Here is a 25,221-nt window from a genome sequence, read left to right on the forward strand (position 1 = left end):
AGGCTGAGGCGGCCGCCGGCGGCAAGGGCACGGGCCGGCGTCGCCGACCGACGGGAGCAGAGCCATGACCCACACCTGGAACGTCGTCATCCACCTGTTCGACGCCGACGACCTCGTGCGCGACGGCCGCCTGACCGGGGCGCACGCCGTGCTGACGACGTCGGCCGGGACCTCGCTGGAGGGTTACGGGCGCGCCCGGCGCAACCCCGAGGACGCCGCCGTCCCCGAGATCGGCGAGGAGCTCGCCGCCGCCCGCGCACTGCGGGAGCTGGCCGACCGGCTCCTGCGGGCCACGTCGGACGACATCGCCGAGATCGAGCACCGCCCGGTGCACCTGCAGCGGTAGGCCCGGACCGAACCGAGGAGGACAGCCATGGGACCCGAGGTCGTCGTCGACATCACGCCGCACGTCGCGCAGACCGCTGCCGAACCGGCCGGGGAGCGCTCACCTCTGCCGGAGACCCGGCGGCTGCTGGTGGTGTGCGCGCACCCGTTCGACGCCACGGTGACGCTCGGCGGCGTCATCGCCGCGTTCGCCGACGCCGGCACGGCCGTGCAGGTGATCTGCCTGACCCACGACCAGTGTGCCGCCGCGGAGGGCGGGCGCCGTCCCGTCCGGGCGGCCGAGCTGCTGCGCGCCGCCGGCCTGCTCGGCGCCCGGGAGGCCACGCTGCTCGAGCACCGCGCGGCGCAGCTCCAGTGGAACCCGCCGGAGGTGCTCGCGGCCGAGCTGCGGTCGGTCGCCGGCCCCGTCGACGGGGTGCTGACGATCGACGCGAGCGCCCCCGACAGCCACCCGGACCTGGTGCGCGCGATGCGGGCGGCCCGCCGCGTGGCGGCCCGGCTGCGCTGCCCGCTGTACTCCTGGGTGCCCCGCACCTGGGGCACGGACGACCCGCCGGCGAACGTCCTCGCCGTGGACTGTGACCGTGCCAAGCAGCGTGCCGCGATCGCCTGCCTCGACGCGCCCCGGGCGGACGATCCGTGCGCCGCCCGGACGGGGACCGACGAGCCGCGCGACTACCTGACCGTGCTCTGACGTCACCGCGCTCCGGCGTCACCGCGCTCCCGCGTCACCGCGCTCCGGCCCGGCTCACCCGCCAGGTCTCCCCCGGCGCCAGGACCCGTTCCTCGCCGTCGACGGCCACGGTGATCGGCGGTTGCTGCGAGCGCGCCAGGCGGACGCGGACGGCGTCGTCGGCGCACCGCACCTCGATCCCCCAGTGGTTGCGGTAGCGCAGCCGGAACCTCAGCTCGGCCATCCCGGGCGGCAGCCGGGGCGCGAGCCGGAGCACGCCGTCGGAGAGGTCCAGACCGGTGTAGCAGCGCCGGACCAGGTCGACGGCGCCGGCCATCGCGCCCAGGTGCACGCCCTCCGCGGTGGTCCCGCCCTGGACGTCGGCGAGGTCGCTGTCGAGGGCCTCGCGGAAGAAGCGCCAGGAGGCCTTCGGGTCGCGGCTGGCCAGCACCCAGGCGTGGACCACGGCGCTGAGCGTCGACCCGTGGCTGGTCCGCGCGAGGTAGTGGTCCACGGTGCGGTCCAGCGCCGCGCGGTCGAACGGGTAGCCGAGCGCCGCGAGCGCGTCGATCAGTCCGCGCTCGCCCAGGAGGAAGACCAGCATCAGCACGTCCGCCTGCTTGGACGCCTGGTACCGGTTGACCGAGTCGCCCTCGGCCTCCAGGATCCGGTCGAGCCGGCGGATCGCCGGGTAGCGGGCCCGGTAGGCGGCCCAGTCCAGCTCCGCGAGCTGGTCGTACCCCTCGAACTGGCTGATCACCCCGTCGCCGTGGAACACCACCCGCATGCGCCGGCCGACCCGCTCGAAGAGGTCCATCTCGTCGTCGCCCAGCGCGAGCCGTTCACGCAGGGCCGCGCGCTCGTGCTCGGGCAGCAGCGCCAGGGCGTCCAGGGTGTACCGCAGCAGCCGGGTGACCATGACGTTCGTGTACGCGTTGTTGTCGATCCCGGGCCGCGCGGCGCCCGGGTAGGCATCGTGGTACTCGTCCGGGCCCATGACGCCGCGCAGGTCGTACCGGTCGGTGGCGGCGTCGTAGGTGACCAGGCTGCACCAGAACCGGGCGATCTCCACGAGCATCTCGGCGCCGTACCCGTGCAGGAACGCGACGTCGCCGGTGGCCTGGTAGTACTGCCACACGTTGTGCGCCACAGCGATCCCCACGTGCCGCTGCAGGTGCGAGTGGTCCTCGACCCACCGGCCGGACGCCGGGTTGAGGTGCACCCGCTGCGTCTCGTCGCGGCCGTCGCTGCCGCTCTGCCAGGGGTACATGGCGCCCCGGTAACCGGCCTCCGCGGCCGCCTGCCGCGCCCGCGGCAGCCGGCGCCACCGGTACATCAGCAGGGAGCGGGCGACCCGCGGGAAGCTCAGCAGCAGGAACGGGAACACGAACAGCTCGTCCCAGAAGACGTGGCCGCGGTAGGCCTCCCCGTGCAGCCCGCGAGCCGGCATGCCGACGTCGAGGTGCGCGGTGTGCTCGGACAGGGTCTGCAGCAGGTGGAAGACGTACAGGTCCAGGGCCTGCTGAGGCTCGCCGGGGACGACGATCGCGCTCGTCCGCCACAGCCGGTCCCAGGCTGCGACGTGGTCGGCGAGGAGGTCCGCGAAGGGCGGGAGGCGGGCGGCGCGCTCCCGCGCCGCGGCGAGCGACTCGGAGATCGCCCGGTCCTGCGACGTGTACAGCGCGACGCGCTTCTCGACGGTCAGCGGCACGCCCCGCACCAGCTCCGGCCGCACCCGGACGGCCGACCGGCCCGGCGCGCGCTCGGCGTCGGCGGGCGCCGGACCGCCGTCCACGACCAGCCGCGCCGCCTGGGCGATGCGGATCTGCGACGACGCGGTGCGCACCTGGAGCCAGACGACGCCGTCGCGCTCGTCGTACCCCTCGGCGACGGGGACGAGGTGCCGCCCGTCGAGGTCCCGGTAGCGCGCCACGCCGGCGTTGACGACCCGGCCGTCGAGCCCCGCCCACACGTCGAGCGGCCCGGACCAGTTCTCCGCGACGAAGGTGGTCTCCAGGGCGGCCACGTGCGGGTCGTGCATCGACACCAGCCGGCGCTGGGTGACGGCGAGCACCCGGCCGTCCGGGTCACGGAACCGGGTGGACCGGGTCAGCACCCCGCGCCGGGTGTCCAGGTCCTGCCGGTGGTCCAGCACCTGTCCCCCGGCGAGGGTGAACCAGTCCTGTCCGGGGGTGCGGAAGCGGAGCGGCAGCCAGTTCGGCGTGTTGACCAGGTCCTCGTTCTCCACCTCCCGGCCCGCCACCACCGACGTCAGGCGGTCGTAGCAGCCCGCGACGTAGGTGCCCGGGTAGTGCACGCCGTCCGCCGCAGACTCCGGGGCTGCGCCCCGCGTGGCGACGTACCCGTTGCCCAGGGTGCACAGCGCCTCGCGCAGCCCCTCGGCCGCGGGGTCGAAGCCCTCATACGACAGGATCCCGGGTTCCACTGCGCCTCCCGACCACGGCGACGTCGGCCAGGTCACGCACCACGACGTGCGCGCCCCGCTCCAGCATCGCCCCGCGGAGCCGCGCCTGCCGGTCGACGCCGACGACCGTGCCGAACCCGCCGCGCCGGCCCGCCTCCACCCCGACCAGCGCGTCCTCGACCAGGGCGCAGCGGCCGGGCGGCACGCCGAGCCGCCGGGCGGCCTCCAGGAACAACGCCGGGTCGGGTTTGCCGGGCAGCCCGAGCCGGGCGGCGTCGATACCGTCCACCCGCACGTCGACGTCGCCGGCCACGCCGGCCGCCTCCAGGACCGGCCCGCAGCTGCGGCTCGCCGACGCCGCCGCGATGCCGGCGCCGCGCCGCCGCAGCTCGTGCAGGAGGGTCACGGTGGAGGCGAACACCCGGACCCCGTGCGCCCGCACCTCGTCGAGGAAGTACCGCGTCTTCCGGTCGAGCAGGGCATCCAGCGTGCCGTCGCCCTGCTCGCCGCCCTGCTCGCCGCCGGCTCCGTCCGGGTCGAGCGTGATCCCGCGGGAGTCGAGGAACGCCCGGGCGCCGTCCGCCCGCGCCCGGCCGTCCACGTAGCGCAGGTAGTCGCCCACGGCGTCGAACGGCGGCAGGACGACGCCGGTCCGCCGGCCCCGCTCCCGGAGCAGCTCGTCGAACGCGCGCTTCCAGGCGGCGGCGTGGGTGCGGGCAGTGTCGGTGATGACGCCGTCCGTGTCGAGCACCACGGCGTCGACGACGGCGAGGTCCAGCACCGCGCGCGGCGGACTTCCCATGGTGTCCACGGTGCCGCGCCCCGCGCCCGCCCGCGAGGGACCAAGGCCAGGTGAAGACGGGACCACCTTCCCTTCCGGCCGGACCGGAGCGGTGGTGCGCTGGGCGGAGAACGAGAGAGGAGACCGGCCATGGACGTCGTCGACACCCGGCTGGAGAGAATTCTGAGCGCGGCCGGAGACGCCCCGAGCGTCCTGAACACGCAACCGTGGCAGGTGGAGGTCGCGGACGGCACGGTCCGGATCCGCGCCGACCGGTCGAGGCAGCTGCGGCACGCCGACCCGCACGGCCGCGAGATGCTGATCAGCTGCGGGGCCTTCCTGTTCAACGCCCGGACGGCCGCCCGACGCGAGTCGCTGAACACGGTGGTCACGGTCCTCCCCGACCCGGACGACGAGCTGCTCGTCGCCGAGCTCACGCTGGAGCCGGGCGACGACCCCAGCGAGGACGAGCTCGAGCTGTCCGTCGCGATCGGGCACCGCGTGACGGCGCGCGTCCCCTTCGACGACCAGCCCGTCCGCTCCGACGTGCTGGTCGCCGTCCAGCGCGCCGCCGACCGGGAGGGGGCCGGGCTGCGCACCATCCAGCCCACGGACCCCGACCGGCCGAAGGTGCTGGAGCTCGTGCGGCGGGCCGAGGCCATCGCGGCCGAGGACCTGGCCGGGCGCGACGAGGAGGCGGCGTGGACCCGCGCCGCGTCGGGGCGCGACGACGGTATCCCCACGCCGTACCTCGGCCGGGCGCCGAGCAACGCCGACGCCCCGGCCCGCCGGTTCCACGAGAGCGTGGGCCGGGAGCCGTTCGAGCGCGACTCCACGCTCGCCGTCCTGAGCACGCCCGGCGACTCGCCCCGGGACTGGGTCATGGCCGGTCAGGCCCTGGAGCACGCGCTGCTGGTCGCCGCCACCTACTTCGTCCACGCGTCGTTCGCGACCACCGTGCTGGAGAACCCGACGACCCGCCACGACCTGCGGCGCGCCCTCGGCCTGGGCGGCTACCCGCAGATGCTGCTGCGGCTCGGCAACATCCCGTGGCCGGAGCACGCGCCCCGCCGCCCGATGGGCACGACGGCGTAGGGCCGCGGCGTCACTCCTGCCCGGCGTCACTCCCCGCCCGGCACGCCGTCGAGCCGGGCCTGCGCGGCGGCCAGCCGCGCGACCGGCACGCGGTAGGGCGAGCAGGACACGTAGTCGACGCCGAGCCCGTCGAGCAGGGCGATCGACGCCGGGTCGCCGCCGTGCTCACCGCACACGCCCGTCTCCAGCCCGGGCCGGGTCCGCAGCCCGCGCTCGACACCGATCCGGACGAGCTCGCCCACGCCGTCGGCGTCCAGGGACGCGAACGGGTTGGTCCGCACGACGCCCGCCTCCAGGTAGGCGGCGAGGAACGAGCCCTCGGCGTCGTCGCGCGAGATGCCCACCGTCGTCTGCGTCAGGTCGTTGGTGCCGAACGAGAAGAAGTCGGCGTGCTCGGCGATCTCGTCCGCGGTCAGGGCGGCACGCGGCAGCTCGATCATGGTGCCGACGCGGTAGTCCAGGTCCGCCGCCCCGGCGGCGAGCTCCTCGCCCGCGGTGGCCACGACGATCTGGCGCATCCGCCGCAGCTCCTCGGCGTAGCCTACCAGGGGCACCATGATCTCCACGCGCGGGTCCAGGCCCCGCCCCCGCACCGCGAGCGCCGCGCGGATGATCGCACGGGTCTGCATGACGCCGATCTCCGGGTGCAGGAGCGACAGGCGCACGCCGCGGGTGCCCAGCATGGGGTTGGCCTCGGACAGGCGCCGCACGTGGGCCAGGAGCGTACGGGCCTGGTCCAGCTCGCCGGGTGCGACGTCCGCCGCGCCGTCCGTCTCCAGGCGCTGCACCAGGAGGGACTGCTCGACCAGGTCGGGCAGGAACTCGTGCAGCGGCGGGTCGATGAGCCGGACGGCGACGGGCAGGCCGGTCATCGCCGTGAAGATCTCCTCGAAGTCGGCCTGCTGGACGGGCAGCAGCTCGTCGAGGGCGGCCTGCCGCTCGGCGGCGTCGTCGGCCAGGATCATGCGGCGCACCACGGGGAGCCGGTCGGCGGCGAGGAACATGTGCTCGGTGCGGCACAGGCCCACGCCCTCGGCGCCCAGCTCGCGGGCCCGGGCGGCGTCCGCACCGGTGTCGGCGTTGGCGCGCACGCCGAGGCGCCGGACGTCGTCGGCCCAGCCGAGCACGGTGGAGAAGTCCTCGGTGATCTGCGGGGGCACGAGCGGGAGCGCGCCCCGGTAGACGTACCCGGTGGTGCCGTCCACGGTGACGGTGTCCGCCTCGGTGAGCACGGTGTCGCCGACGGTGAGGGTGCGCGCGGCGGCGTCGATGCGCAGCTCGCCCGCGCCGGCCACGCAGGGCTTGCCCATGCCGCGGGCGACCACCGCGGCGTGCGACGTCATGCCGCCGTGCGCGGTGAGCACGCCCTGGGCGGCGGCGACGCCGTGGATGTCGTCGGGCGTCGTCTCCCACCGCACGAGCACGACGTGCTCGCCGACCCCGCCGCGCTCGGCCGCGGTGTCGGCGTCGAACACGAGGGTGCCCACCGCGGCGCCCGGGGACGCGTTCAGGCCGTGCGTGAGCGGGGTCGGGACTCGGTCGGGGTCGAGTGTCGGGTGCAGGAGCTGGTCGAGCTGGGCGGGGTCGATGCGCCGCAGCGCGGTCCGCCGGTCGATCGCGCCCTCGGCGACCAGGTCGCGCGCCACCTTCAGGGCCGCCGCCGCGGTGCGCTTGCCGGTGCGCACCTGGAGCAGGTACAGCGTGCCGTCGTCGATCGTGAACTCGATGTCCTGCATGTCCTGGTAGTGCTGCTCCAGGCGGTCCATCGTGTCCAGGAGCTGCGTGTAGACCCCGGGCAGCACCTGTTCCAGCTGCGGGAGGCGTAGCGGTGTGCGGATGCCCGCGACGACGTCCTCCCCCTGGGCGTCCAGGAGGAACTCCCCGTACCGCTCCCGGGCGCCCGTGGCCGGGTTGCGCGTGAAGCACACGCCGGTCGCGGAGGTGTCGCCCTTGTTGCCGAACACCATCTGCATCACGTTCACGGCGGTACCGAGGTCGTCCGGGATGTCGTTCAGCTCGCGGTACACGCGCGCCCGCGGGCTGTTCCAGGAGCCGAACACCGCGTCCACCGCCCGGCGGAGCTGCTCGTGCGGCTCGGTCGGCAGGTCACGGCCCGTATTCCGGCGGACGACGCCGCGGAACGTCGTCACCAGCTCCTGCAGGTCGTCCGCCGTCAGCTCGGCGTCCCGCCGCACCCCTCGGCGCTCCTTGAGTGCCGCCAGCTCGTCCTCGAAGGCCTGCCCCGGCACGCCCTCGACCACCGTGCCGTACATCTGCACGAACCGGCGGTAGGTGTCCCAGGCGAAGCGCGGGTCGTCCGACTCGGCGGCCAGGCCGCGGGCCGCCTGGTCCGACATGCCCAGGTTGAGGACCGTGTCCATCATCCCCGGCATCGAGACCACCGCGCCCGAGCGCACGGAGACGAGCAGCGGCCGCTCGGCCGCCCCGAGGGTGCGTCCCGTGCGGCGCTCCAGATTCGCCAGGTGCATCCGGATCTCGTCCCACAGCCCGTCGGGCCACGTACCGCCGTCCTCCATCGCTGCGACGCACGCCGCCGTGGTGACGGTGAAGCCGTCCGGGACGGGCAGGCCGATGCGCCGCATCTCCGCGACACCGGCGCCCTTGCCGCCGAGCAGCGCCCGCATCCCGGCGTCCCCCTCGGACAGGTCGTAGACGAACCGCGCCCCGGGCGCCCGGGCGGACGTGTTCCCGGTGGCGGATGCGGCCCGGCTGTTCGTGTGGGTGGTCATGACGGCTCCCGTGGACAGGCGCTCGGTGCACCCACGCTCCGGGTGCGGGCGCGTCTACCCGGTCAGCGTCCCTCGTGCGCCGTCCGCCGCACCAGGGACGAACGGCCCGGAATCTCCGCCGGACGCGCCCGACGGGACAGAAAGGAAAAATTCACCCGCACGTCGGTGCGTCGTCGGGTCCGCGTCGGCCGCGTGGGCGAGGATTCGTCCGAATAGTTCCCCCACCGAGAGGGAGATCCGCGTGTCCGAGACCAGCACCAAGACCAGCACCAAGACCAGCACCGTGTCCAGCCTGATCAGAATGCTCGTCGTCCTGTCCGCCATGGTCAGCCTCGTCGCCGGCGGCGTCACCGTCGCCCCCGCGGCGAACGCGACCGTCTACGGCTCCTGCACGCACAGCGGCTGCACCGAGGCGTACTCCTCGAAGTCGATCTGGAGCTCCAAGGGCTACCCCAGCAGCCGCGGCTGGGTGAGCTGGCCCAACGGCCAGTGCAACTTCGCGGGCGGCACCTACAACAACTACGAGGGTGAGCTCCCGACGGGCCACTCCTACCTCGAGTTCGACGTCACGCCGCGCGCGTGCGGCGCCGCGCGCCAGTCCTACCGGCTCATCCTGGACCGCACCACCGGGGTGACCTACTTCTCGCCCAACCACTACGGCGACTTCTACCGGATGTGACCCGGCCCCGTGCGCGGCGTCCGGCCCCGCCCCGGGCCGGACGCCGCGCACGGGCCCGGCCCTGAGCAGGACGGATAGCCTCGAACCATGACTCGTGACCTCCCCGTGCTCGTCGTCGACGGAACGCGGTTCGACGACCTCGACGGCTTCGCCCGCGAGTTCTCCCGGCTGCTGAGCGGGTACACCTGGCGCGGAAACCTCGACGCCCTCAACGACGTGCTCCGCGGCGGGTACGGGACGCCGGCGGGCGGCTGGACCCTGCGGTGGACCAGCTCGGAGGCGTCCCGCGCGGCGCTCGGCCACCCGGAGACGGCCCGGCGGCTGGAGCGGATCCTGCCGGACGTCGACCCGTCGAACCGCGCGGCGATCGCCGCGCGGCTCGACGCCGCGCGGCGCGGCGAGGGACCGACGCTGTTCGACGAGATCGTCGCCATCGTCCGCGACCACGGACCCGGTGGCCGGGAGTCGGCGGACGGGATCGTGCTCGAGCTGGCCTGAGGCGGGCCGCGCCCGGGCCGTCAGCTGAACTGCTGCAGCCCGATCGTCGCGAGGAGGTCGAGCTGCCCGGCGGCCTCGGTACCGGGTGCGGCGGTGTAGACGATGAGGCGCAGGTCGCTGTCGCGGACGGTGAGGAAGTCGCTGTCGAGCGTGATCGGGCCGATCTCCGGGTGCAGGAACGTCCGGTGACCCGGTGCGGGCTGCGGGGGCAGGCGCCGCTCCCACAGCTCCGCGAAGTCGGCACTGACCTCCTTCAGGTCCGTGACGAGCTCGCGCAGCTCGGTGTCCTCCGGGTACCGGACCCACGCCTCCCGCAGGTCCGCGACCACCTCCAGGCGCAGGAGGTGCTCCTCCTCGTCGGTGCGCAGGTAGCGGGTGGGCCAGTGCGTGAAGATGATCCACGCCAGGTTCTGCTCCCGCAGCGGCAGGGCGGACGTGTCCCCGGTCAGGGCGTACGCCAGCGCGTTCGACGTGACGCAGTGCCACGACGCGTCGACGACGGTCACCGGCGTGTCGGTGAGCCGGTCCAGGATGCGCTGCACGCTGGGCGTGATGTGCCGCTTGATCTGCCCGGAGAGCGGCTCTGCCTGGTCCCCGAGGCGGAACAGGTGCGCACGCTCCGGGTCGGACAGCCGCAGCACGCGGGCCAGCGACAACAGCACGGACGCCGACGGATGGCCGGCGCGGCCCTGCTCCAGGCGGGCCAGGTACTCGACCGACAGCCCCGCGAGCTGGGCGACCTCCTGCCTTCGCAGACCGGCCACGCGCCGTCGCCCGCCGGCGACGAGGCCCGCCTCGGCGGGCGAGACCCGGTCACGCCAGGCGCGCAGGCTGCTGGCGAGCTCGGCGGAGTTCACGACCATGCGTCAGTCGTATCACGCAGGTGGGCGGTCGAGGGTAGCCCTGCCAGTACGAGGCTCGACAGGTTCATTTTGCTCCGGACGCCGCGGGGCGAGACTCGGGGCACCTGGCCGGTGGGACCCACCGACAGCCGAACCGACAGATCGGAAGAGCAATGAAGAACACCCGCCTCGTGCCCACCCCGTCCGTGGCGGTCGCGCCGTGAGCGCGGGCATGACCCCGGAGGAGCTGCGCGACTTCTACCGGCGGTACGTGGACCTGGCGAACAAGCGCGACTTCGACCGCATGGACGAGTTCGCGCACGACGAGGTCATCATGAACGGCACCCCGGTCGCCCGTGACGACATGGTGGCCGAGTTCCGCCGGCACACCGACGCCGTCCCCGACCTGACCTGGGAGATCAAGGAGCTCCTGGTCGACGGCGGCCACGTCGCCGCCCGGCTCGTCGACACCGGGACGCCCGAGCGGGAGTGGAACGGCCTCGCCCCCACCGGGGCGACCGTCACCTTCGCCGAGACCGCGTTCTACGAGGTCGAGGACGGCCGGTTCAAGCACATGTGGTACCTGATGGACGCCGACGCGCTGCGCGCGCAGCTCGCCCGGTAGGCGACGGGAACCGTCAGCAGGACGGTGGATGGCCCGGCCGACGGCCGGGCCATCGCCGTTCCCAGCTCCCCCAGGTGTCCGACTTTTCCACTTCACCCGCTCTGTGACACAACGTTTCCCGCGCCCCGGACGTGTGAGATGACATGAGGAACAAAGCGGTGCACCCAGTCATCCTCGGTGGCGACGCCGGCGCCTACAGCCTCGCGCGCGCCTTCCACGAGGGCTACGGGGTCCGGTCGACCGTCGTGTCCATCCGCCCGACGCCGAACGTCGCGCACTCCGGCATCATCCGCAACGTCGTCGAGCCGCGCCTCGACGAACCCGACGTCCTGGTCGAGCTGATCCGCCGGGTCGCCGCCGCCGGACCGGGCCCGGTCATCGTGCTCACCTGCGTGGACTGGTACGTGCGGGCGCTCGCGGTGCACCGCGAGCGCCTGGAGGACGTGGTGGTCGTGCCCTACCCGTCGGTCGACCTGCTCGACCGGGTGATGGACAAGCGGCGGTTCTCCGAGCTGTGCCAGGAGGTCGGGGTGCCGCACCCCCGCACCGAGGTGCGCGACGGCGGGGAGCCGGTCGGCGACCTCGACCTGCGCTACCCGCTGGTCGCCAAGCCCGGCGACAACACGGCCTGGCACCAGGTCTCGTTCCCCGGCAAGGCGAAGGTGCACATGGTGCGGGACCGCGACGAGCTGACCGCGCTGCTGACGGCAGCCGGGGAGGCGGGCTACCGGCGGCCGATGATCATCCAGGAGTACGTGCCCGGCGACGACTCGCAGATGCGGATCATGACCACCTACTCCGACCGCACGGGCGCGGTGCGGATGGCGTGGGGCGGCCGGGTACTCCTGGAGGAGCACACACCGGGGACGCTGGGCAACCCCGCCGCGATCCTCACGGGGCCGCTCCCCCAGGTCGAGGCGGACGCCCGCCGGCTGGTGGAGCACCTGGGCTGGACGGGGTTCGCGAACTTCGACGTGAAGGTGGACCCCCGGACCGGCGTCGGCCACTTCTTCGAGCTGAACCCGCGCACGGGGCGCTCCAACTACTACCTGACGGCGAGCGGGCTGAACCCCGCCGCCTACTGGATGGGCGACCACCTGACCGGGTTCTGGCCGCCCGCCACCGAGCCGCTGGAGGTGCTGTACCGGATCGTCCCCGGCTTCCTCCTGGACCGGTACGTGCAGGACAAGCAGGTGCGCGCCGAGGTGCGCCGCGCCCGCACGGTGCACCCGCTCAAGTACGGCCGGGACCGGTCGCCCCGCCGGGACGCCTGGGTGCGCCTCGCCGAGCTGAACCAGGTGCGCAAGTTCTCGCAGTACCACCCCGCGCCCGAGCCGGGCGAGACGAACGGGAGCCCCGAGGAGCCCGTCCCGTCCGGGGGGCGCGACGTTGCCTGACGACGGCGGCAGACCGGGCGCCTGCGTCGCGGGCACGCTGGTCGGCGTGCTCGGCGGGGTCGGGCCGCTCGCGACGGTCCTGTTCATGGAGCGCGTCGTGCGCCTGACCGACGCGGCGCGCGACCAGGACCACGTCGACATGGTGGTGCTCCAGCACGCGACCGTCCCGGACCGGACGGCGTTCGTGCTGGGGCGCTCCGCCGACGACCCCGGGCCGGTGCTCGCCGCCGACGCGCGGCGGCTGGCCGGGCTCGGGGCCGACTTCCTCGTGCTGCCGTGCAACACGGCGCACGCCTTCGCCGGCGCGGTCGCCGCGGCGACGTCGGCCCCGCTGCTGACGGCCGTGGACGCGACCGTGTCGGCGGTGTGCGGCGCCTGGACCGGTCGCTCCAGCGGGGCGCGGCCGGAGGCCGTCGGCCTGCTGGCGACCGAGGGGACGATCGAGTCGGGCGTCTACCTGGACGCCTTCAGCGCCCACGGCGTCAAGACCCTCGTGCCGGACGTCGCCGGCCAGGCGGCCGTGACCGCCCTGATCTACGACGGCGTCAAGGCGGGCCGCGGCGGCGACCTGACCGTGCTGGCGGGCGTGATGGCCGACCTGCGGTCGCGCGGCGCCGGCGCGATCGTGCTCGGGTGCACCGAGCTGTCCGTCGCGGCGGAGGCGACGCCCCCGGGCCTCCTGCCCGAGGTCGTGCTCGTGGACGCCCTCGACGAGCTGGCCCGCGCGACGGTGCTGCGGGCGGGACGGCGACTGCGCGCGGCGGCCTGACGACGGGCCACCGGGCCGTTCCCGTGCGAGCCTGAAGACGCTCCCGCGCCCGGCACCGCACGCCCGTGCGCGACCATCCCCGGGGAGGAACGATGTCCGCGCAGCCGTCCCCCGAGCACCGGCGCTACCGCTGGCGAGGCCCGGTGCTGGTCACCGGGGCCGCCCTCGCGGCCCTGGTGCTGGGCCTGGCCGGAGGCGTGCTCGGCGCCCGGCTCGCGGCGGACCCGGACGCGGCCGAGCCGGTGGGCAGCTGCGACGTGGCCGAGGTGGCCCCGCGCGTCCTGCCGACGGTCGTCACGATCAGCGCGACGGGCGCGGAGTCGGGCACGGGCAGCGGCGCGATCCTCACCGCCGACGGCGCCGTGGTCACCAACGACCACGTCATCACGCCGGCCGTCCCCGACGGCCGGATCGAGGTGATCCTGGCCGACGGCGAGCGTCTGCCCGCCGAGCTGGTGGGACGCGACCCGCAGACGGACCTCGCCGTGCTGGACGTCGAGCCCGGGCGTGCGCTGCCCGCCATCGAGCTGGCCGGCTCGGACGACGTCGCGATCGGGGAGCCGGTCGTCGCCCTCGGCGCGCCGCTCGGGCTGTCCAGCACGGTGACGGCGGGGATCGTCAGCGCGACCGGCCGCTCGGTGACGGTGCCCACCGGCGAGGGCGGCACCACCGTCCTGACCGGGGCGATCCAGACGGACGCCTCGATCAACCCCGGCAACTCCGGCGGCGCGCTGGTCGACTGCGACGGGCGCCTGGTCGGGGTGAACACCGCGATCTCGACCGTGCCCGACAGTGCGGGGCAGCCCGTGGGCGGCAGCGTCGGGATCGGGTTCGCGGTGCCCGTGGGCACGGTCCGGGCGATCACCGACGAGCTGATCGAGCACGGCCGGGTCGCGCACCCGTCCTTCGGGATGACCGTCTCCGCGCTCCCGCCGTCCGCCGCCGCGCGGTTCGGCGTGCCGCCGGGCCTCGTCGTCACCGCCGTGGCGGACGACGGGGCCGCGCAGGCCGCCGGCCTGAGGGTGGGTGACCTGATCACCGGCCTGGACGGCGAGGCCGCGCCGACCGACGCGACGCTCGCGCGGGTCGTCGTCCACGCCGCCGACGGCGACGAGGTGGCGGTGGAGGTCCTGCGCGACGGGCAGACCCGCCAGGTGACGGTGACGCTGCGCTGAGCCGCGTCGGCCCGGGCCGAACCGGTCCGCCTAGCTCGCCCGCGGTGACGTCGTGGCCAGCGCCCGGTCGACGAGGTCGTCGATCGCCGCGGTACCCACCGGCCGGCCCTCGAACGTGACGAGCACGAGCACCGCCCCCGTCAGGAGCGCGAGCGTGGGTTCGACGTCGCGCCGCGCGACGTGCGACTCGAGGACGGCGCGCAGCCCGCTGGTCCCCGTCTCGTAGAGCCGGGTGCGCAGCCGGCCGACCACCTCGCTGTCGCCCGCGCGCTCGACGACGCCCGCCAGCAGGCGGTCGAGGTGCCCGCGCGTGAGGTCGTCGGCGAAGTCGGCCAGGCCGGCGCGGAGGTCGGCCCGCAGGTCTCCGGTGGCCGCCGGGTGGTCCGCCTCGTCGCAGATCTGCTCGATCGACGCGCTGATCAGGTCGAGCCGGGTGGGCCAGTGCGTGTAGACGGTCGCCTTGGAGTACCCGGCGCGCCGGGCCACCGCGGCGTGCGTGACGGCGTCCCAGCCCTCGTCGAGCAGGAGCGCGCTGGTCGCGGCGACGACGTCGCGCCGCGTGCGGGCGATACGCGGGTCCAGGGCTGTGGTCTCGCTCGTCATGGCGCGATCCTACGAGTACTGGACGGCGTTGACACTGTTGAACACATCGTTCAATACTGACATGCATGACCAACAATGCCGCCCCGCCCGCCGAGACCCCCGCGCGGGTCGAGGTCTTCCAGCTCCCCACGGGCACGTACGAGACCCCGGCCGCCCTCGCCTTCCAGGGCGGCCGCTTCCGGGACCGCCGGCAGTTCGCCGCCACAGCCGTGCTCGTCCGGCACCCGAAGGGCGACGTCCTGATCGACGCCGGGTTCGGCGCGCACGCCGAGGAGCACATCCGCTCGCTGCCCGCCTTCCGGCGCTCCCCCCACCACCTCGGCGCGACCGTGAGCCAGCAGCTCGACGCCGCCGGCCACGACCGCGGCCGGCTGCTCGGCGTGATCCTGACCCACTCGCACTGGGACCACGTCAGCGGCCTGGACTCGCTCGACGTGCCGGTGCTCGTGACCGCCGAGGAGCTGCGGTACGCGGCCGACAGCCGGGGTGACCGGGTGTTCGGCCGCGTCGTCCCGGGCCACGACCTGCGGGTGTACGCCTTAGACGGCCCGCCCCACCTGGGCTTCCCGGCCAGCCACGACCTGCACGGGGACGGTTCCGTCGTGATCGTGCCGACACCGGGCCACACCACCGGGTCGGTCGCGGTGCTCGTCACCGCGGGGCCGGGCCAGCGGTTCGCCTTCGTCGGCGACCTCGCCTGGCAGCTCGACGGGATCGAGCGCGGGGCGCAACGGCCCCTTGTGATGCGCCTGCTCGCCGACAGCGACCCGGCGCGCGTCCGGCGAGACCTGGCCCGGGTGGCGGCGCTCCCGCCCGACGTGCGGATCGTGCCGGCGCACGACGCGCGGGCCTACGCGGGCATCCCGCTGCTAGGCGCGTAGGCGCGACGGTTTTTGCATCTCGGACCGATCGGACGTACGGTGGAGTTACTAGTCAGTCTACCTAGACGTGTACGAGAGGCATACCCATGAAGCTCAGGACCTCCACCCGCCGGCTCGGTGCGGCGATCGGCATCGCCGCGAGCGCGGCGCTCGCCCTCGGTATCGGGGCCGGCGCGGCCCAGGCCGACAGCGGCCACCGCCCCGACCGCGACACGACCAAGCCCACCGTCGTCCTCGTGCACGGTGCCTTCGCCGACGCGAGCGGCTTCGGCGGCGTGATCGACCGGCTGCAGCGCGACGGCTACCCCGTGATCGCCGTCGGCAACCCGCTGCGCGGCCTCGCGTCGGACGCCGCCTACGTGCGCAGCGTCGTCGACTCGATCGACGGCGACGTCGTGCTGGTCGGCCACTCCTACGGCGGCGGTGTCATCACCAACGCCGCGTCCGGCGCCGACAACGTCGACGCCCTCGTGTACGTCGCGGCCTTCGCCCCCGACAAGGGCGAGACCGTCGGCCAGTTCAACGACCCGGCCCAGTACCCCGGCAGCGAGCTGGAGCCCGAGTCGCTGGTGCTGCGCCCGTTCCCGGGCGGCGTCGACGCCACCATCGACCCCGCGGACTTCCGCGAGATCTTCGCCCAGGACCTGCCCGCGCAGCAGGCCCGCCTCATGGCCGCGACCCAGCGCCCGGCGAACGTCGCCGTCCTGGAGGAGGAGTCCACGGTCGAGCCGGCCTGGAAGACGATCCCGAGCTGGTACCAGGTCTCGGCCCAGGACCACGCCCTGTCCCCCGTGGCGCAGCGCTTCTTCGCCGAGCGCATGAACGCGCACACCACCACGATCGACGCCTCGCACGCCGGCTACGTCTCCCACCCGGCCGAGACGGCGAAGGTCATCGAGAACGCCGCTCGCGCGACGAGCTGAGGTACCCCGCGCCGGGCGCCCAGGTCACCGACCGGGGCGCCCGGCGCTGCTCACGCCGCCCGTCGGGACGCTACGCTCCAGGCGACGAGCTCCCCGCGAAAGGATGCCCATGCCCGCAACGGCCGACCTCTACGACGAACTCGGCGAGACGGTCCAGTCCGTACCCGTCCAGTTCCAGCTCCACGGCGGCGTCGCCCGGTTCGAGGGGCCCGTACGCACCGTGCGCTGCTTCGAGGACAACGCGCTGCTGAAGTCGATCGTCTCGACGCCGGGCGACGGCGCCGTCCTGGTCGTCGACGGCGGCGGTTCGCTGGAGCGAGCCCTGCTGGGCGACATGATCGCCCGGATCGCCGCCGACAACGGTTGGGCGGGCGTGGTCGTCCACGGCGCGGTCCGCGACCGCGTGGCGCTGGCCGAGATCCCGATCGGGATCAAGGCCCTGGGCACCAACCCACGCAAGAGCACCAAGACCGGCGCGGGCGAGGCCGACGCCGAGGTCACCTTCGGCGGCGTCACGTTCCGCCCGGGCGCCCGGCTCTGGAGCGACGAGGACGGCATCCTCGTCGAGCGCTGAGCCCCACCTCACTCCTTGACCGACCCCGCCGTCAGGCCCTCCACGATCCAGCGGCTCGCCAGGGCGAACAGCACCATGGTGGGCAGCACGGTGAGCACCGCGGCGGCCGACATCGGGCCCCAGGCGATGTTGAACGTCGAGATGAAGCCGTTGAGCGCGGCCGGGACGGTCTTGTTGGCGTCGGAGTTCATCAGCACCACGGACAGGAACAGCTCGTTCCAGCAGTTCACGAAGTTGAAGATGAACGCGGCGGCGATGCCGGGCGCCATGACGGGCACGAGCACGCGGAACAGCGCGCCGAGCCGCGAGCAGCCGTCGATCATCGCGGCCTCCTCCAGCGCGTCCGGCATGTTCTCGAAGAACCCGCGCAGCATCACGGTGGAGAACGGGATGCACATGGCCACGTAGACCAGCCCCAGGCCCGGCCTGGTGTCCACCAGGCCGAGGTCGGCGAGCATCGCGTACAGCGGCCCGAGCGCGATGAACGCCGGGATCATCTGCGTGAGCAGGAACGCCCCGAGCACCGCGCCCTTGCCCCGGAACTCGAACCGGGCCAGCACGTAGGCACTGAGCAGGGCGATGAGCGTCGCCGTGGCCCCGGCCACGAGCGCGACCACGAGCGAGTTGCCGAGGAACGTGCCGAAGGCCGACGTCGCGAACAGGTCGGTGTAGTTGGCGGTCGAGAACTCGGACGGCCAGTACTCCAGCGGCCACCGGTTGATCGAGCCGGGCGACTTGAACGAGGTGACGACCACCCAGTACAGCGGGAACAGGGTGATGACCAGCCACAGCGAGAGCCCCGTGACGCGGGCGACACGAGCCGTCATCGCTGGTTCACCCGCCGCATCGCCGTCAGGTAGAAGGCGCAGAACACGAACAGGACGACCATGACGGCCAGCCCGATCGCGCTCGCCAGGCCGTAGCTGCCCTGCTGGGTGTACTCGATCATCCAGGTGGTGACGATGTGCGTGCGGCCCGCAGGCCCGCCGGCGGTCATCGCGTAGATGATCTCGGGCGAGTTGAACGTCCAGATGGCCCGGAGCAGCACGGTCAGCGCGAGCGTCGTCCAGATGTAGGGGACGACGATCGAGAGGAGCCGGCGCACCGTGCCCGCCCCGTCGATGGCCGCGGCCTCCAGCACCTCGTCGGGCACGGACTGGAGGGCCGCGAGGATCATGATCGCGAAGAAGGTCACGCCGTACCAGACGTTGGCGACGATCACGGCGACCATGGCCAGCCTCGGGTCGGCGAGCCACGGCAGGGGCGCGTCGATGGCGCCCGCCTTCATCAGCAGGTCGTTCACCACGCCGAACTCGGCGTTGAACATCCAGCGGAACAGCATGCCGACCAGGAAGCCGGACACCGCCCACGGGTAGAAGATCAGCGCCTGGTAGAGCCCGCGGAAGCGGAACCGGCGCCACAGGGCCAGCGCGACCAGGAACCCGATGACGAGCTGGGGCACGATCGAGCCGACCACCCACACCAGCGTGTTGCGCGCGACCACGGGGAAGACCGGGTCGGCGAGGATCGTCGCGAAGTTGCCCAGACCCACCCAGGGCGTCGACGTGAGGTCCCACAGGTTCCAGTCGCGGAACGCCATCTGGGCGCCCTGCAGCATCGGCCAGTAGGTGAACCAGCAGACGAAGACGATGGCGGGCGCGAAGAACCCGAGGATCGTCAGCGCCTGCCGGCGCCCGAAGGCCCGGCGGCGTACCGGCCCGCGCGGGGCTCGCGCCCGCGGGGGCCGGACGGCGGTGGCGGTCACGTCACTGCTCCGCGGCGTACTTCTCGGTCCAGAACGTGTCCCACTCGTCGAGCAGCTCGCTCGTCGTCATGCTGCCCAGCAGCACCGCCTGGACGTCCTGGTCCGCCTTCTGCTCCCACTCCGTCCACCAGCTCACGCCGCGCGGCTGCACCACGTTGACGTACGTCTCGGGGTCGTCGGTCATGGCGACGTAGCTCGCCCACGGCCCCTCGGCGTAGAACGGGTCCTCGCCCGCGCCGTCGATGATCGGCACCAGGCTGTTCTCCTGGGCGAACCGGGTCGCGGGCTCCGCCCCCGAGAGGAACTCGACCAGGTCGGTCGCCTCCTCCTGGTGCTCGCTCGCCTCGGCCACGCCCCAGCCCGCGGTCGCGAGGGGCTGCGCCGCCTTGCCGGTGGGCCCGGTCAGCAGCGGGGCCGTGGACCACTGCTCCTGCGTGATGGTCGTCGACTGCGACACGGTGGCGATGACCTCCGGGTCCTGCAGCAGGAACGCCGTCGAACCGTTGGTGAAGCCCTCCACCATCTCGGGGTAGCCCCACGAGACGGCCGACGGCGGCGCCGCCTCCTCGAACAGGGAGAAGTAGGTGTCCACGGCGTCCTGCGCCTCGGGCGCCGAGAAGATCGTCGACCCGTCCGCGAGCAGGTAGGCGTTCTCCACGTCGAGGTCGTCGATCGTGTACGCCTCGACGGCGGCCACCACGTTGCTGAACCCGTTCTGGCCGCCGCGGAACGCGTAGCCGTAGGTGTTCTGCCCCGGGTCCTGGATCGCGGAGGCCTGTTCCAGCAGGTCCGCCCACGACGCCGGCGGCCCGTCGAAGCCCGCCTCCTCGACGAGGTCGGTGCGGTAGAACAGCGACAGCCCGTAGAAGCCGTACGGCACGTAGTAGCGGGCGCCGTCCTCCGCGGTGACGGCCTGCGCGTTGTCGGTCAGGTCGTCCCAGCCGGCCCACGCCGTGGCGTCGTCGGACAGGTCGTGGAGCCAGCCGTTGTTGCTGAAGGCGCCGACGGTGCTGTCGCGCACCTCCAGGACGTCGACGCCCTTGCCCGCCTGGAGCATCTGCTGGAGCTTCTGGTCGGCCTGGTCGGTGGGCGGGGACACCAGGTCGACGGTGACGCCGGGGTGCTCCGCCTCGAACTCGTCCAGCAGCTCGCGGATCAGCGCGGTCCGGGCCGGGTTGGTCAGGCTCTCGACCATCTGCAGACGGACGGTCCCGTCGGCGGCGGACCCGCCGCCGGAGCACGCGGTGAGGGCGAGCAGGCCCATCGTGGCCAGGCTCGCGGTGACGGCAGCTCGGGTGCGGTTCATGTGCGCACCTCTCCTTACTTGTCGGTCAGGCTCGTGGGTCGGTTGCTCGGGGTGTTGATGCCGCGTCAGGCGCGGCGGCGTTCCTCGGCGAACGCCAGGATCTGGGGCACGGCCCGCTCGACGAACGCGTCGAAGTCGCGCTGCTCCGTGTACAGGTGCACGGACAGGCGCAGGTAGCCGACGCCGCCGATGCTCGTGAAGGCCGACTCGACGCCGGCCAGGTCGAGCAGGCGCAGGCGCAGCTCGTCGGCGTCGCGCCGGTCCCGGCCCAGCCCGTCGGGCAGCCGGAGCAGGCGCATGGAGACCACGGGCAGGCCGACGTCGGTGGCCACCGGGGCGTCGACGTGCGGCTGCAGAGCGGCGCCGATGACGGCGGCGCCGTGGTCCGCGAGGGCCGTCATCGTCTCGCGTGCTCGTGCCCAGCCGTGCTCGCGCTCGACGAACTCGATGGCACGGCCGGAGGCGAGGTAGCTGGTCGCGTCGAGGGTGCCCTGCGCGTCGAACCGCCGCGGGTAGGGCTCCTCGGCGCCCCACGAGTCGATGAGCGGCCAGAGGTCGTCGCGGTCGGGGGCCCGCGTGACGAGCAGGGCCGAGCCGCGGGGCGCGCAGGGCCACTTGTGCAGGTTGCCGAACCACCAGTCGCCGCCGGCGGCGGCCGCGGCGTCGGGCACGAGGCCGGGGGCGTGCGCGCCGTCGACCAGCACGCGGGCGCCGCGCTCGTGGGCGAGCTCGGCGATCCGGGCGGTCGGGAGCAGGCGGGCGGTGGGCGAGGTGATCTGGTCGACGACGACGAGGCGCACCGCGTCGGTGAGCTCCGCCCGGAAGCGCTCGACGACGTCGTCGGCGCTCGCCGCGAGCGGGATCGTGACCGTGCGCACCCGGGCGCCGAAGCGGCGGGCGAGCCGCTGTGCGCCCATGGTGACGGCGCCGTAGCCGTGGTCGGTCACGAGGATCTCGTCGCCGGGGGCGAGCCGGAGCGCGTTGAGCACCACCGTCGCGGCGGCCGAGGCGTTGGGCACGAACGCCGTGTCCGCGGGCCGGGCGCCGACGAACGGTGCGACCTCCTCGCGCGCCGCGGCGACGAGCTCAGCGACCCGCGGGAACCAGCCGACGGGGCTCAGGTCCGCCTGGCGGCGCAGCTCGTCCTGGTGGCGCAGCACCTCGGTGGGCACCGCGCCGAACGAGCCGTGGTTGAGGTGCACCACCGCGTCGTCCAGCGGCCAGGCCGCGCGCGCCGGACGGCCGGACGCGAGCCGGACGGGCGCCGGGGCGGGCACCGTGCGTGTCTGGTCCATCAACACCTCTCTCGGGATTTGTCGGACAACCATGGCAGGCCGAGCCCGGCAGCACCAGAGATTCCGCGTAGATGACACAGACCTGTAGGACAGGTTTTACGGGCGCGAAATGTCCCGCCCGGCACGGGAACCTGCGATCCTGGTGGGATGCACGAGGTGAGCGCAGTCGAGACGGCCCTGCACGGGCTGCGGACCCTGATCGCCGACGGCTCGCTCCAGCCGGGCGACCGGATGCCCAGCGAGGGCGAGCTGAGCGAGCGGCTCGGCGTCTCGCGCGGGTCGATCCGCGAGGCGATCCGCACCCTCTCGGCCCTGGGCGTCGTCGAGACGCGCCGGGGCGCGGGCACCTACGTGGGCGAGCTGCGCGCCGCCGACATGATCCAGACGCTCTCGCTCACGGTCGGCCTGCTCCCGCTGGAGTCGATCCTGGAGCTGTACGAGCTGCGCCGGGTGCTGGAGGCGCACGCCGTCGCCCTGTCCGCCGCGCGCTGCGACGACCCGACGCTGGCCCGCCTGGGCGACCTGCTCGACCGCCTGGAGGCCAGCGAGGACGTCGACGAGCAGTCGGCGCTCGACCACGAGTTCCACATGGGCATCGTGCGACTGTGCGGCAACGAGTCGCTCGGCGCGCTCGTGTCGGTGCTGCGCTCCCGCTCGCGTGCGTACCCGGTGCTCACCCCGGAGACCAAGCGCGTCTCCGACGCCGGGCACCGCGCGATCCTGCGGGCGCTGACGGCGCGCGACCCCGTCGCGGCGTCCGTGGCGGCCGCCGCCCACGTGACGCAGAGCGAGGTGTGGCTCCGCGAGGTCCGGCCGGCACCGGAGGCCGTGGGCTGAGCGCGGCCTCCGGCGGCGGCTACTTGGTCGAGGCGGGGTCCTCGTCGCCGATGTGCCCCGGGGCGTTGGCGGCCAGCACCCGCTGGACGAACGCGCAGTACTCCGCCATGTAGTGCCGCAGGAACGCCGCCGTGGTCTCGTTGACCACCGTGCCGTCCGGGCCGAAGTCGGCGGCGTCGAACGTGATGTAGGCCTCGGGAGCGTTGAGCTGCGGCGCGTCGAGGAAGCTCAGCACGCTGCGCATCGACGACTGCATGACGGCCGTGCCGATCCCGCCGGGCGAGGCGCCGATGATGCCGGTCGGCTTGCGGGCGAAGGAGTTCTGGCCCCAGGGCCGCGAGCCCCAGTCGATGGCGTTCTTCAGGGCACCCGGGATCGAGCGGTTGTACTCCGGGGAGACGAACAGCAGCCCGTCCGAGGCCTCGACCGCGGCCTTGAACGCCCGGCCCTGCGGCGGGAAGTCGGCGTCGAAGTCCCAGCTGTACAGCGGCAGGTCGCCGATCGGGATCTCGGTGAACGCGAGATCGTCGGGCGCCGAGGCGATGAGCGCCTTCGACAGCGTGCGGTTGATCGATCCCTTGGCGAGGCTGCCGACGAGGTAGCCGATCTGGTAGGTCATGACGCCTCCCGTGCGTCAGTCGGTCGTCGACGCGCGCCGCCGGCGTGCCGGCACGGACCGGTGCCGGCACTGTCCACTGTGCGCTCGGACGCCGGGCCGCGCGAGTTCACCCGGATGCCGAGCCGCCCGGCCCACTACGCGTCGCCGTCGAACAGCCCGCCGTCGAGCAGCCAGTTGTAGCGCAGGCGCAGGGCGCGCTCGGTGCTGGCCAGCAGCGTGGCCACCAGGATCGAGAGGTTGAGCCACGCCGGCAGCCGCACCGGGGAGGTGAACGTGGTGCCGAGCCGCTCGGCGACGGGCGGGATCTGGGAGATCTCCTCGACGATCTGCGGCACCCCGAGGACCAGCCCGATCACGAGGACGACCACGGAGACCAGCCCGATGGACCGGCCCGCGACCGGGTGCTCCTGCTCCAGGCGGGCACGGCGGCCCTCGGCCGAGGCGGCGTCCGGCACGAGCTGGCGCTCGGTCCCGTCGTCGGACACGTAGTGGCAGCGCCGCAGGCCGAAGCCGCTGGTGACCACCTCGATGACGCCGCCGGTGACCGGGAAGCGGGCCGGGAGCTTCGACGTGGCCTGCAGCCGGCCGTCGAGGTAGAGCCTGGCCCACACCGTGCCGTTGTCGTCGCCCCCGTGCCGGATGTCCACCGACCAGGTCTCGCGACGACCGTCCCCGACGCCGAGGTCCAGGTGGAACAGCGAGCGGGTGAACGGCTGCCACCACCGGAACCGAGGGAGCGGGCTGCCGTCACCTGGCCGGACGCGCCTGGCGGCACGCCGGCGACTCGGGTCCGAGAACATGCCCGACACCGTAACAACGCCCCCGCGGGTCCGCACCGAAGGTCACGGCGCCGGCCGAGCCGCTACCTGCTGTCGCGCTTGCCCTGCCGGCGTGCGCCCTGCGCCCGGGTCGAGGCGTCGCGCTTCTTGCCGCCCGTCGTCTTCTGGTGGCTCCGGGCCCGACCGGGCCCGACCTTCGTGCCGCCCGGCCGGTCCGCCGTGCCCGGCCCGGAGGACCTGCCCGCCCGGGCCTGGGCGAGCCGCTCGTCCTTCAGGGCCTCGGCCTGCACGTGCGCGACGTGCGCGAGCCGCCCGCTGACGATCGACAGCGCCTCCTCGAACGCGGCCGCCCGCCAGCGCGCCTTGCCGCCCTTGGGCGCGGCGTTGCCGCGCGCGCCGAGCTCCTCGACGTTGCGGGCCGCCTTGCGGCGGTAGTTCTTGACGTGCTTGTTGCGCGCCCGCCGCACGCGGCGGTGCAGGTCGAGCAGCGCGTCCTCGTCGAGCGCCTTCAACCGCTTGGGTTCGAGCTCGCGCACCAGGTCGAGCTCGTCGTCCTTGAGCACCCACAGGTAGTCGTCCATCGCTGACCGTCCTCCGCGCCGAGTCCTGAGCATCCCCACCATCGCAGGTTTGCCGCGCGGCGGCGCGTCAGGTCTTCAGGATCTCCCCGTCGCTCTCCAGGACGATCGGCACGCCCGAGGTCTTCCAGCGCAGCGGGACCACCTCGACCGGGGTGTCGCACACGTTGAGGATCGCCCGCGGCGTCCGCCCGAGCCGGGCGGTGCGCCCCAGCCCACGGTGGTGCCGCGCGACCATCAGCACGTCCGCGTCGGCCGCCGCCTCGACGAGCACCTCGTCCGGGCGGCCCGGCACCACCGACGTCTCCACCGCCACACCCGGGTAGACGACGGCCCAGTCGTGCACCACCGTCTCCAGCAGCCGGGTGGCGGCCGTGACCGACTCGCCGGCGTAGGAGTCCGCGATGCCCAGGTCGGCGGCCAGGTCCGGGACCTCGACGGCGTGCACGACCCGCACGATCGCGTGCCGGCAGGCCGCGACCGAGAGCGCACGGGTCAGCAGCTCACCGGCGCTGGTGAACGTCTTGATCCCCACGACGATCCGGTTGTGCCCGCTGTCCCGCCACTGTGCGGGCACCACCGCCACGGGGACCGTGGCGCGCGCCGCGACCTCGGCGGTCGTGGCCCGGGCGACCAGGCGCTCGGCGCCGTGCCGCGTCTCGCGTCCCAGCACGAGGAGGCCGCCGGAGGCCCCCGCGGCGACGAGCTGGGCGACGCGCGGCCCGAGGGCGAGCACCGGCTCGATGTCCACCTCCGGGGCGACGGCGCGTGCTGCCTCCGCCTCCCGGGCCACCGTCCCGCGGCCCGCCCGTTCGAGGTAGGCGATGTCGCCCGCCTCGGCGGGCCAGAGCCCGCTCTCGGGCAGCGGCGCCGGGACCACGTGGACCATGCGCACCCCGCTGCGCCGGATCCGGGCCTCCGTGATCGCGTACCCGACGGCTCCCGCGCTGCGCTCGCTCCCGTCGACGGCGACGACGACCGGGGCGGCCCGCTGGTCGGCGGTCATG

26 protein-coding genes are annotated in these 25,221 nt (G+C 73.9%); 13 read left to right on the forward strand and 13 right to left on the reverse strand.

Annotation, left to right across the window (positions count from 1 at the left end; translation table 11 throughout):
* Positions 1-64: 64 nt before the first annotated feature.
* Both ACH45N_RS17345 and ACH45N_RS17350 read left to right on the forward strand, forming a co-directional pair.
* Positions 65-346 (forward strand): dsRBD fold-containing protein, encoded by a 282-nt coding sequence (locus ACH45N_RS17345; protein WP_397396050.1) that lies wholly within the window; start codon positions 65-67, stop codon positions 344-346.
* Positions 347-373: 27 nt separating this feature from the next.
* Positions 374-1,039, forward strand: coding sequence for a PIG-L deacetylase family protein (locus tag ACH45N_RS17350; RefSeq protein WP_397396052.1), 666 nt, complete (start codon positions 374-376; stop codon positions 1,037-1,039).
* 34 nt (positions 1,040-1,073) lie between these two features.
* Here the strand turns inward: ACH45N_RS17350 and ACH45N_RS17355 are convergent, their stop codons facing one another.
* Positions 1,074-3,464 (reverse strand): glycoside hydrolase family 65 protein, encoded by a 2,391-nt coding sequence (locus ACH45N_RS17355; RefSeq protein WP_397396054.1) that lies wholly within the window; start codon positions 3,462-3,464, stop codon positions 1,074-1,076.
* Entirely contained in the window at positions 3,439-4,245 is an 807-nt protein-coding gene (locus ACH45N_RS17360) for an HAD family hydrolase (RefSeq protein WP_397396056.1), read from the reverse strand. Before ACH45N_RS17360 ends, ACH45N_RS17355 begins: the two co-directional genes overlap by 26 nt.
* Positions 4,246-4,374: 129 nt before the next feature.
* Between ACH45N_RS17360 and ACH45N_RS17365 the strand changes: the two genes are divergently transcribed.
* On the forward strand, positions 4,375-5,319 hold the full coding sequence (locus tag ACH45N_RS17365) for an Acg family FMN-binding oxidoreductase (RefSeq protein WP_397396058.1): 945 nt from the start codon (positions 4,375-4,377) through the stop codon (positions 5,317-5,319).
* 26 nt (positions 5,320-5,345) lie between these two features.
* Here the strand turns inward: ACH45N_RS17365 and ppdK are convergent, their stop codons facing one another.
* Positions 5,346-8,069: a pyruvate, phosphate dikinase gene (gene ppdK / locus ACH45N_RS17370; RefSeq protein WP_397396061.1), complete on the reverse strand. Its 2,724-nt coding sequence runs from the start codon at positions 8,067-8,069 to the stop codon at positions 5,346-5,348.
* A 241-nt stretch (positions 8,070-8,310) separates the two neighbouring features.
* Between ppdK and ACH45N_RS17375 the strand changes: the two genes are divergently transcribed.
* A complete protein-coding gene (locus tag ACH45N_RS17375; protein ID WP_397396063.1) occupies positions 8,311-8,748 on the forward strand; it encodes a ribonuclease domain-containing protein in 438 nt (145 codons plus the stop codon).
* An 87-nt stretch (positions 8,749-8,835) separates the two neighbouring features.
* Positions 8,836-9,246, forward strand: a complete 411-nt coding sequence (locus ACH45N_RS17380; RefSeq protein WP_397396065.1) for a barstar family protein — start codon at positions 8,836-8,838, stop codon at positions 9,244-9,246.
* Between the two features lie 20 nt (positions 9,247-9,266).
* Here the strand turns inward: ACH45N_RS17380 and ACH45N_RS17385 are convergent, their stop codons facing one another.
* The gene (locus tag ACH45N_RS17385) at positions 9,267-10,109 is read right to left on the reverse strand and encodes a helix-turn-helix transcriptional regulator (RefSeq protein ID WP_397396068.1); all 843 of its coding nucleotides are present in this window, start codon (positions 10,107-10,109) and stop codon (positions 9,267-9,269) included.
* A 199-nt stretch (positions 10,110-10,308) separates the two neighbouring features.
* Here ACH45N_RS17385 and ACH45N_RS17390 point away from each other — a divergent pair, with 199 nt between their 5' ends.
* From ACH45N_RS17390 to ACH45N_RS17405, 4 genes are all read left to right on the forward strand, one after another.
* A complete protein-coding gene (locus tag ACH45N_RS17390; protein ID WP_397396070.1) occupies positions 10,309-10,713 on the forward strand; it encodes an ester cyclase in 405 nt (134 codons plus the stop codon).
* A gap of 158 nt (positions 10,714-10,871) precedes the next feature.
* Positions 10,872-12,110, forward strand: a complete 1,239-nt coding sequence (locus ACH45N_RS17395; RefSeq protein WP_397396072.1) for a carboxylate--amine ligase — start codon at positions 10,872-10,874, stop codon at positions 12,108-12,110.
* A complete protein-coding gene (locus ACH45N_RS17400) occupies positions 12,103-12,879 on the forward strand; it encodes an aspartate/glutamate racemase family protein (RefSeq protein ID WP_397396074.1) in 777 nt (258 codons plus the stop codon). The genes ACH45N_RS17395 and ACH45N_RS17400 overlap by 8 nt, the downstream gene beginning before the upstream one ends.
* Positions 12,880-12,971: 92 nt before the next feature.
* Entirely contained in the window at positions 12,972-14,054 is a 1,083-nt protein-coding gene (locus tag ACH45N_RS17405; protein WP_397396076.1) for a S1C family serine protease, read from the forward strand.
* Between the two features lie 30 nt (positions 14,055-14,084).
* Here the strand turns inward: ACH45N_RS17405 and ACH45N_RS17410 are convergent, their stop codons facing one another.
* Positions 14,085-14,657, reverse strand: a complete 573-nt coding sequence (locus tag ACH45N_RS17410) for a TetR/AcrR family transcriptional regulator (RefSeq protein WP_397396078.1) — start codon at positions 14,655-14,657, stop codon at positions 14,085-14,087.
* A gap of 65 nt (positions 14,658-14,722) precedes the next feature.
* Between ACH45N_RS17410 and ACH45N_RS17415 the strand changes: the two genes are divergently transcribed.
* The 3 genes from ACH45N_RS17415 to rraA all read left to right on the forward strand — a co-directional run bounded on the left by ACH45N_RS17415 (position 14,723) and on the right by rraA (position 17,035).
* Positions 14,723-15,538, forward strand: coding sequence for an MBL fold metallo-hydrolase (locus ACH45N_RS17415; RefSeq protein WP_397396080.1), 816 nt, complete (start codon positions 14,723-14,725; stop codon positions 15,536-15,538).
* Positions 15,539-15,624: 86 nt separating this feature from the next.
* Positions 15,625-16,461 (forward strand): alpha/beta fold hydrolase, encoded by an 837-nt coding sequence (locus tag ACH45N_RS17420; RefSeq protein WP_397396082.1) that lies wholly within the window; start codon positions 15,625-15,627, stop codon positions 16,459-16,461.
* 109 nt (positions 16,462-16,570) lie between these two features.
* A complete protein-coding gene (gene rraA / locus ACH45N_RS17425; RefSeq protein ID WP_397396084.1) occupies positions 16,571-17,035 on the forward strand; it encodes a ribonuclease E activity regulator RraA in 465 nt (154 codons plus the stop codon).
* Between the two features lie 8 nt (positions 17,036-17,043).
* Here rraA and ACH45N_RS17430 read toward each other — a convergent pair whose 3' ends face one another.
* The 4 genes from ACH45N_RS17430 to ACH45N_RS17445 all read right to left on the reverse strand — a co-directional run bounded on the left by ACH45N_RS17430 (position 17,044) and on the right by ACH45N_RS17445 (position 21,401).
* Entirely contained in the window at positions 17,044-17,862 is an 819-nt protein-coding gene (locus ACH45N_RS17430) for a carbohydrate ABC transporter permease (protein ID WP_397396086.1), read from the reverse strand.
* Entirely contained in the window at positions 17,859-18,800 is a 942-nt protein-coding gene (locus tag ACH45N_RS17435; protein WP_397396088.1) for a carbohydrate ABC transporter permease, read from the reverse strand. The genes ACH45N_RS17430 and ACH45N_RS17435 overlap by 4 nt, the downstream gene beginning before the upstream one ends.
* A gap of 1 nt (position 18,801) precedes the next feature.
* Positions 18,802-20,106, reverse strand: coding sequence for an ABC transporter substrate-binding protein (locus ACH45N_RS17440; RefSeq protein WP_397396090.1), 1,305 nt, complete (start codon positions 20,104-20,106; stop codon positions 18,802-18,804).
* Between the two features lie 65 nt (positions 20,107-20,171).
* A complete protein-coding gene (locus tag ACH45N_RS17445; RefSeq protein ID WP_397396092.1) occupies positions 20,172-21,401 on the reverse strand; it encodes an aminotransferase class V-fold PLP-dependent enzyme in 1,230 nt (409 codons plus the stop codon).
* A 147-nt stretch (positions 21,402-21,548) separates the two neighbouring features.
* Here ACH45N_RS17445 and ACH45N_RS17450 point away from each other — a divergent pair, with 147 nt between their 5' ends.
* Positions 21,549-22,238 (forward strand): FadR/GntR family transcriptional regulator, encoded by a 690-nt coding sequence (locus tag ACH45N_RS17450; protein ID WP_397396094.1) that lies wholly within the window; start codon positions 21,549-21,551, stop codon positions 22,236-22,238.
* A gap of 19 nt (positions 22,239-22,257) precedes the next feature.
* Here ACH45N_RS17450 and ACH45N_RS17455 read toward each other — a convergent pair whose 3' ends face one another.
* From ACH45N_RS17455 to ACH45N_RS17470, 4 genes are all read right to left on the reverse strand, one after another.
* On the reverse strand, positions 22,258-22,857 hold the full coding sequence (locus tag ACH45N_RS17455) for an NADPH-dependent FMN reductase (protein WP_397396096.1): 600 nt from the start codon (positions 22,855-22,857) through the stop codon (positions 22,258-22,260).
* Positions 22,858-22,991: 134 nt separating this feature from the next.
* Positions 22,992-23,657 carry a hypothetical protein gene (locus tag ACH45N_RS17460; protein ID WP_397396098.1) on the reverse strand — a complete coding sequence of 222 codons (666 nt, stop codon included), beginning with the start codon at positions 23,655-23,657 and terminating at the stop codon, positions 22,992-22,994.
* A gap of 62 nt (positions 23,658-23,719) precedes the next feature.
* The gene (locus tag ACH45N_RS17465) at positions 23,720-24,217 is read right to left on the reverse strand and encodes a hypothetical protein (RefSeq protein ID WP_397396100.1); all 498 of its coding nucleotides are present in this window, start codon (positions 24,215-24,217) and stop codon (positions 23,720-23,722) included.
* A 67-nt stretch (positions 24,218-24,284) separates the two neighbouring features.
* Entirely contained in the window at positions 24,285-25,220 is a 936-nt protein-coding gene (locus tag ACH45N_RS17470; RefSeq protein WP_397396102.1) for a universal stress protein, read from the reverse strand.
* Position 25,221 lies beyond the last annotated feature (1 nt).

The sequence above is a fragment of the Promicromonospora sp. NPDC019610 genome, assembly GCF_044389365.1.
Classification (GTDB): domain Bacteria; phylum Actinomycetota; class Actinomycetes; order Actinomycetales; family Cellulomonadaceae; genus Promicromonospora.

Coding starts and splice junctions, on each gene's coding strand:
- ACH45N_RS17345 (WP_397396050.1), top strand. CDS start 65: ATGACCCACACCTGGAACGTCGTCATCCACCTGTTCGACGCCGACGAC.
- ACH45N_RS17350 (WP_397396052.1), top strand. CDS start 374: ATGGGACCCGAGGTCGTCGTCGACATCACGCCGCACGTCGCGCAGACC.
- ACH45N_RS17360 (WP_397396056.1), bottom strand. CDS start 4,245: ATGGGAAGTCCGCCGCGCGCGGTGCTGGACCTCGCCGTCGTCGACGCC.
- ACH45N_RS17365 (WP_397396058.1), top strand. CDS start 4,375: ATGGACGTCGTCGACACCCGGCTGGAGAGAATTCTGAGCGCGGCCGGA.
- ppdK (WP_397396061.1), bottom strand. CDS start 8,069: ATGACCACCCACACGAACAGCCGGGCCGCATCCGCCACCGGGAACACG.
- ACH45N_RS17380 (WP_397396065.1), top strand. CDS start 8,836: ATGACTCGTGACCTCCCCGTGCTCGTCGTCGACGGAACGCGGTTCGAC.
- ACH45N_RS17385 (WP_397396068.1), bottom strand. CDS start 10,109: ATGGTCGTGAACTCCGCCGAGCTCGCCAGCAGCCTGCGCGCCTGGCGT.
- ACH45N_RS17405 (WP_397396076.1), top strand. CDS start 12,972: ATGTCCGCGCAGCCGTCCCCCGAGCACCGGCGCTACCGCTGGCGAGGC.
- ACH45N_RS17410 (WP_397396078.1), bottom strand. CDS start 14,657: ATGACGAGCGAGACCACAGCCCTGGACCCGCGTATCGCCCGCACGCGG.
- ACH45N_RS17415 (WP_397396080.1), top strand. CDS start 14,723: ATGACCAACAATGCCGCCCCGCCCGCCGAGACCCCCGCGCGGGTCGAG.
- ACH45N_RS17420 (WP_397396082.1), top strand. CDS start 15,625: ATGAAGCTCAGGACCTCCACCCGCCGGCTCGGTGCGGCGATCGGCATC.
- rraA (WP_397396084.1), top strand. CDS start 16,571: ATGCCCGCAACGGCCGACCTCTACGACGAACTCGGCGAGACGGTCCAG.
- ACH45N_RS17430 (WP_397396086.1), bottom strand. CDS start 17,862: ATGACGGCTCGTGTCGCCCGCGTCACGGGGCTCTCGCTGTGGCTGGTC.
- ACH45N_RS17440 (WP_397396090.1), bottom strand. CDS start 20,106: ATGAACCGCACCCGAGCTGCCGTCACCGCGAGCCTGGCCACGATGGGC.
- ACH45N_RS17445 (WP_397396092.1), bottom strand. CDS start 21,401: ATGGACCAGACACGCACGGTGCCCGCCCCGGCGCCCGTCCGGCTCGCG.
- ACH45N_RS17450 (WP_397396094.1), top strand. CDS start 21,549: ATGCACGAGGTGAGCGCAGTCGAGACGGCCCTGCACGGGCTGCGGACC.
- ACH45N_RS17455 (WP_397396096.1), bottom strand. CDS start 22,857: ATGACCTACCAGATCGGCTACCTCGTCGGCAGCCTCGCCAAGGGATCG.
- ACH45N_RS17460 (WP_397396098.1), bottom strand. CDS start 23,657: ATGTTCTCGGACCCGAGTCGCCGGCGTGCCGCCAGGCGCGTCCGGCCA.
- ACH45N_RS17465 (WP_397396100.1), bottom strand. CDS start 24,217: ATGGACGACTACCTGTGGGTGCTCAAGGACGACGAGCTCGACCTGGTG.
- ACH45N_RS17470 (WP_397396102.1), bottom strand. CDS start 25,220: ATGACCGCCGACCAGCGGGCCGCCCCGGTCGTCGTCGCCGTCGACGGG.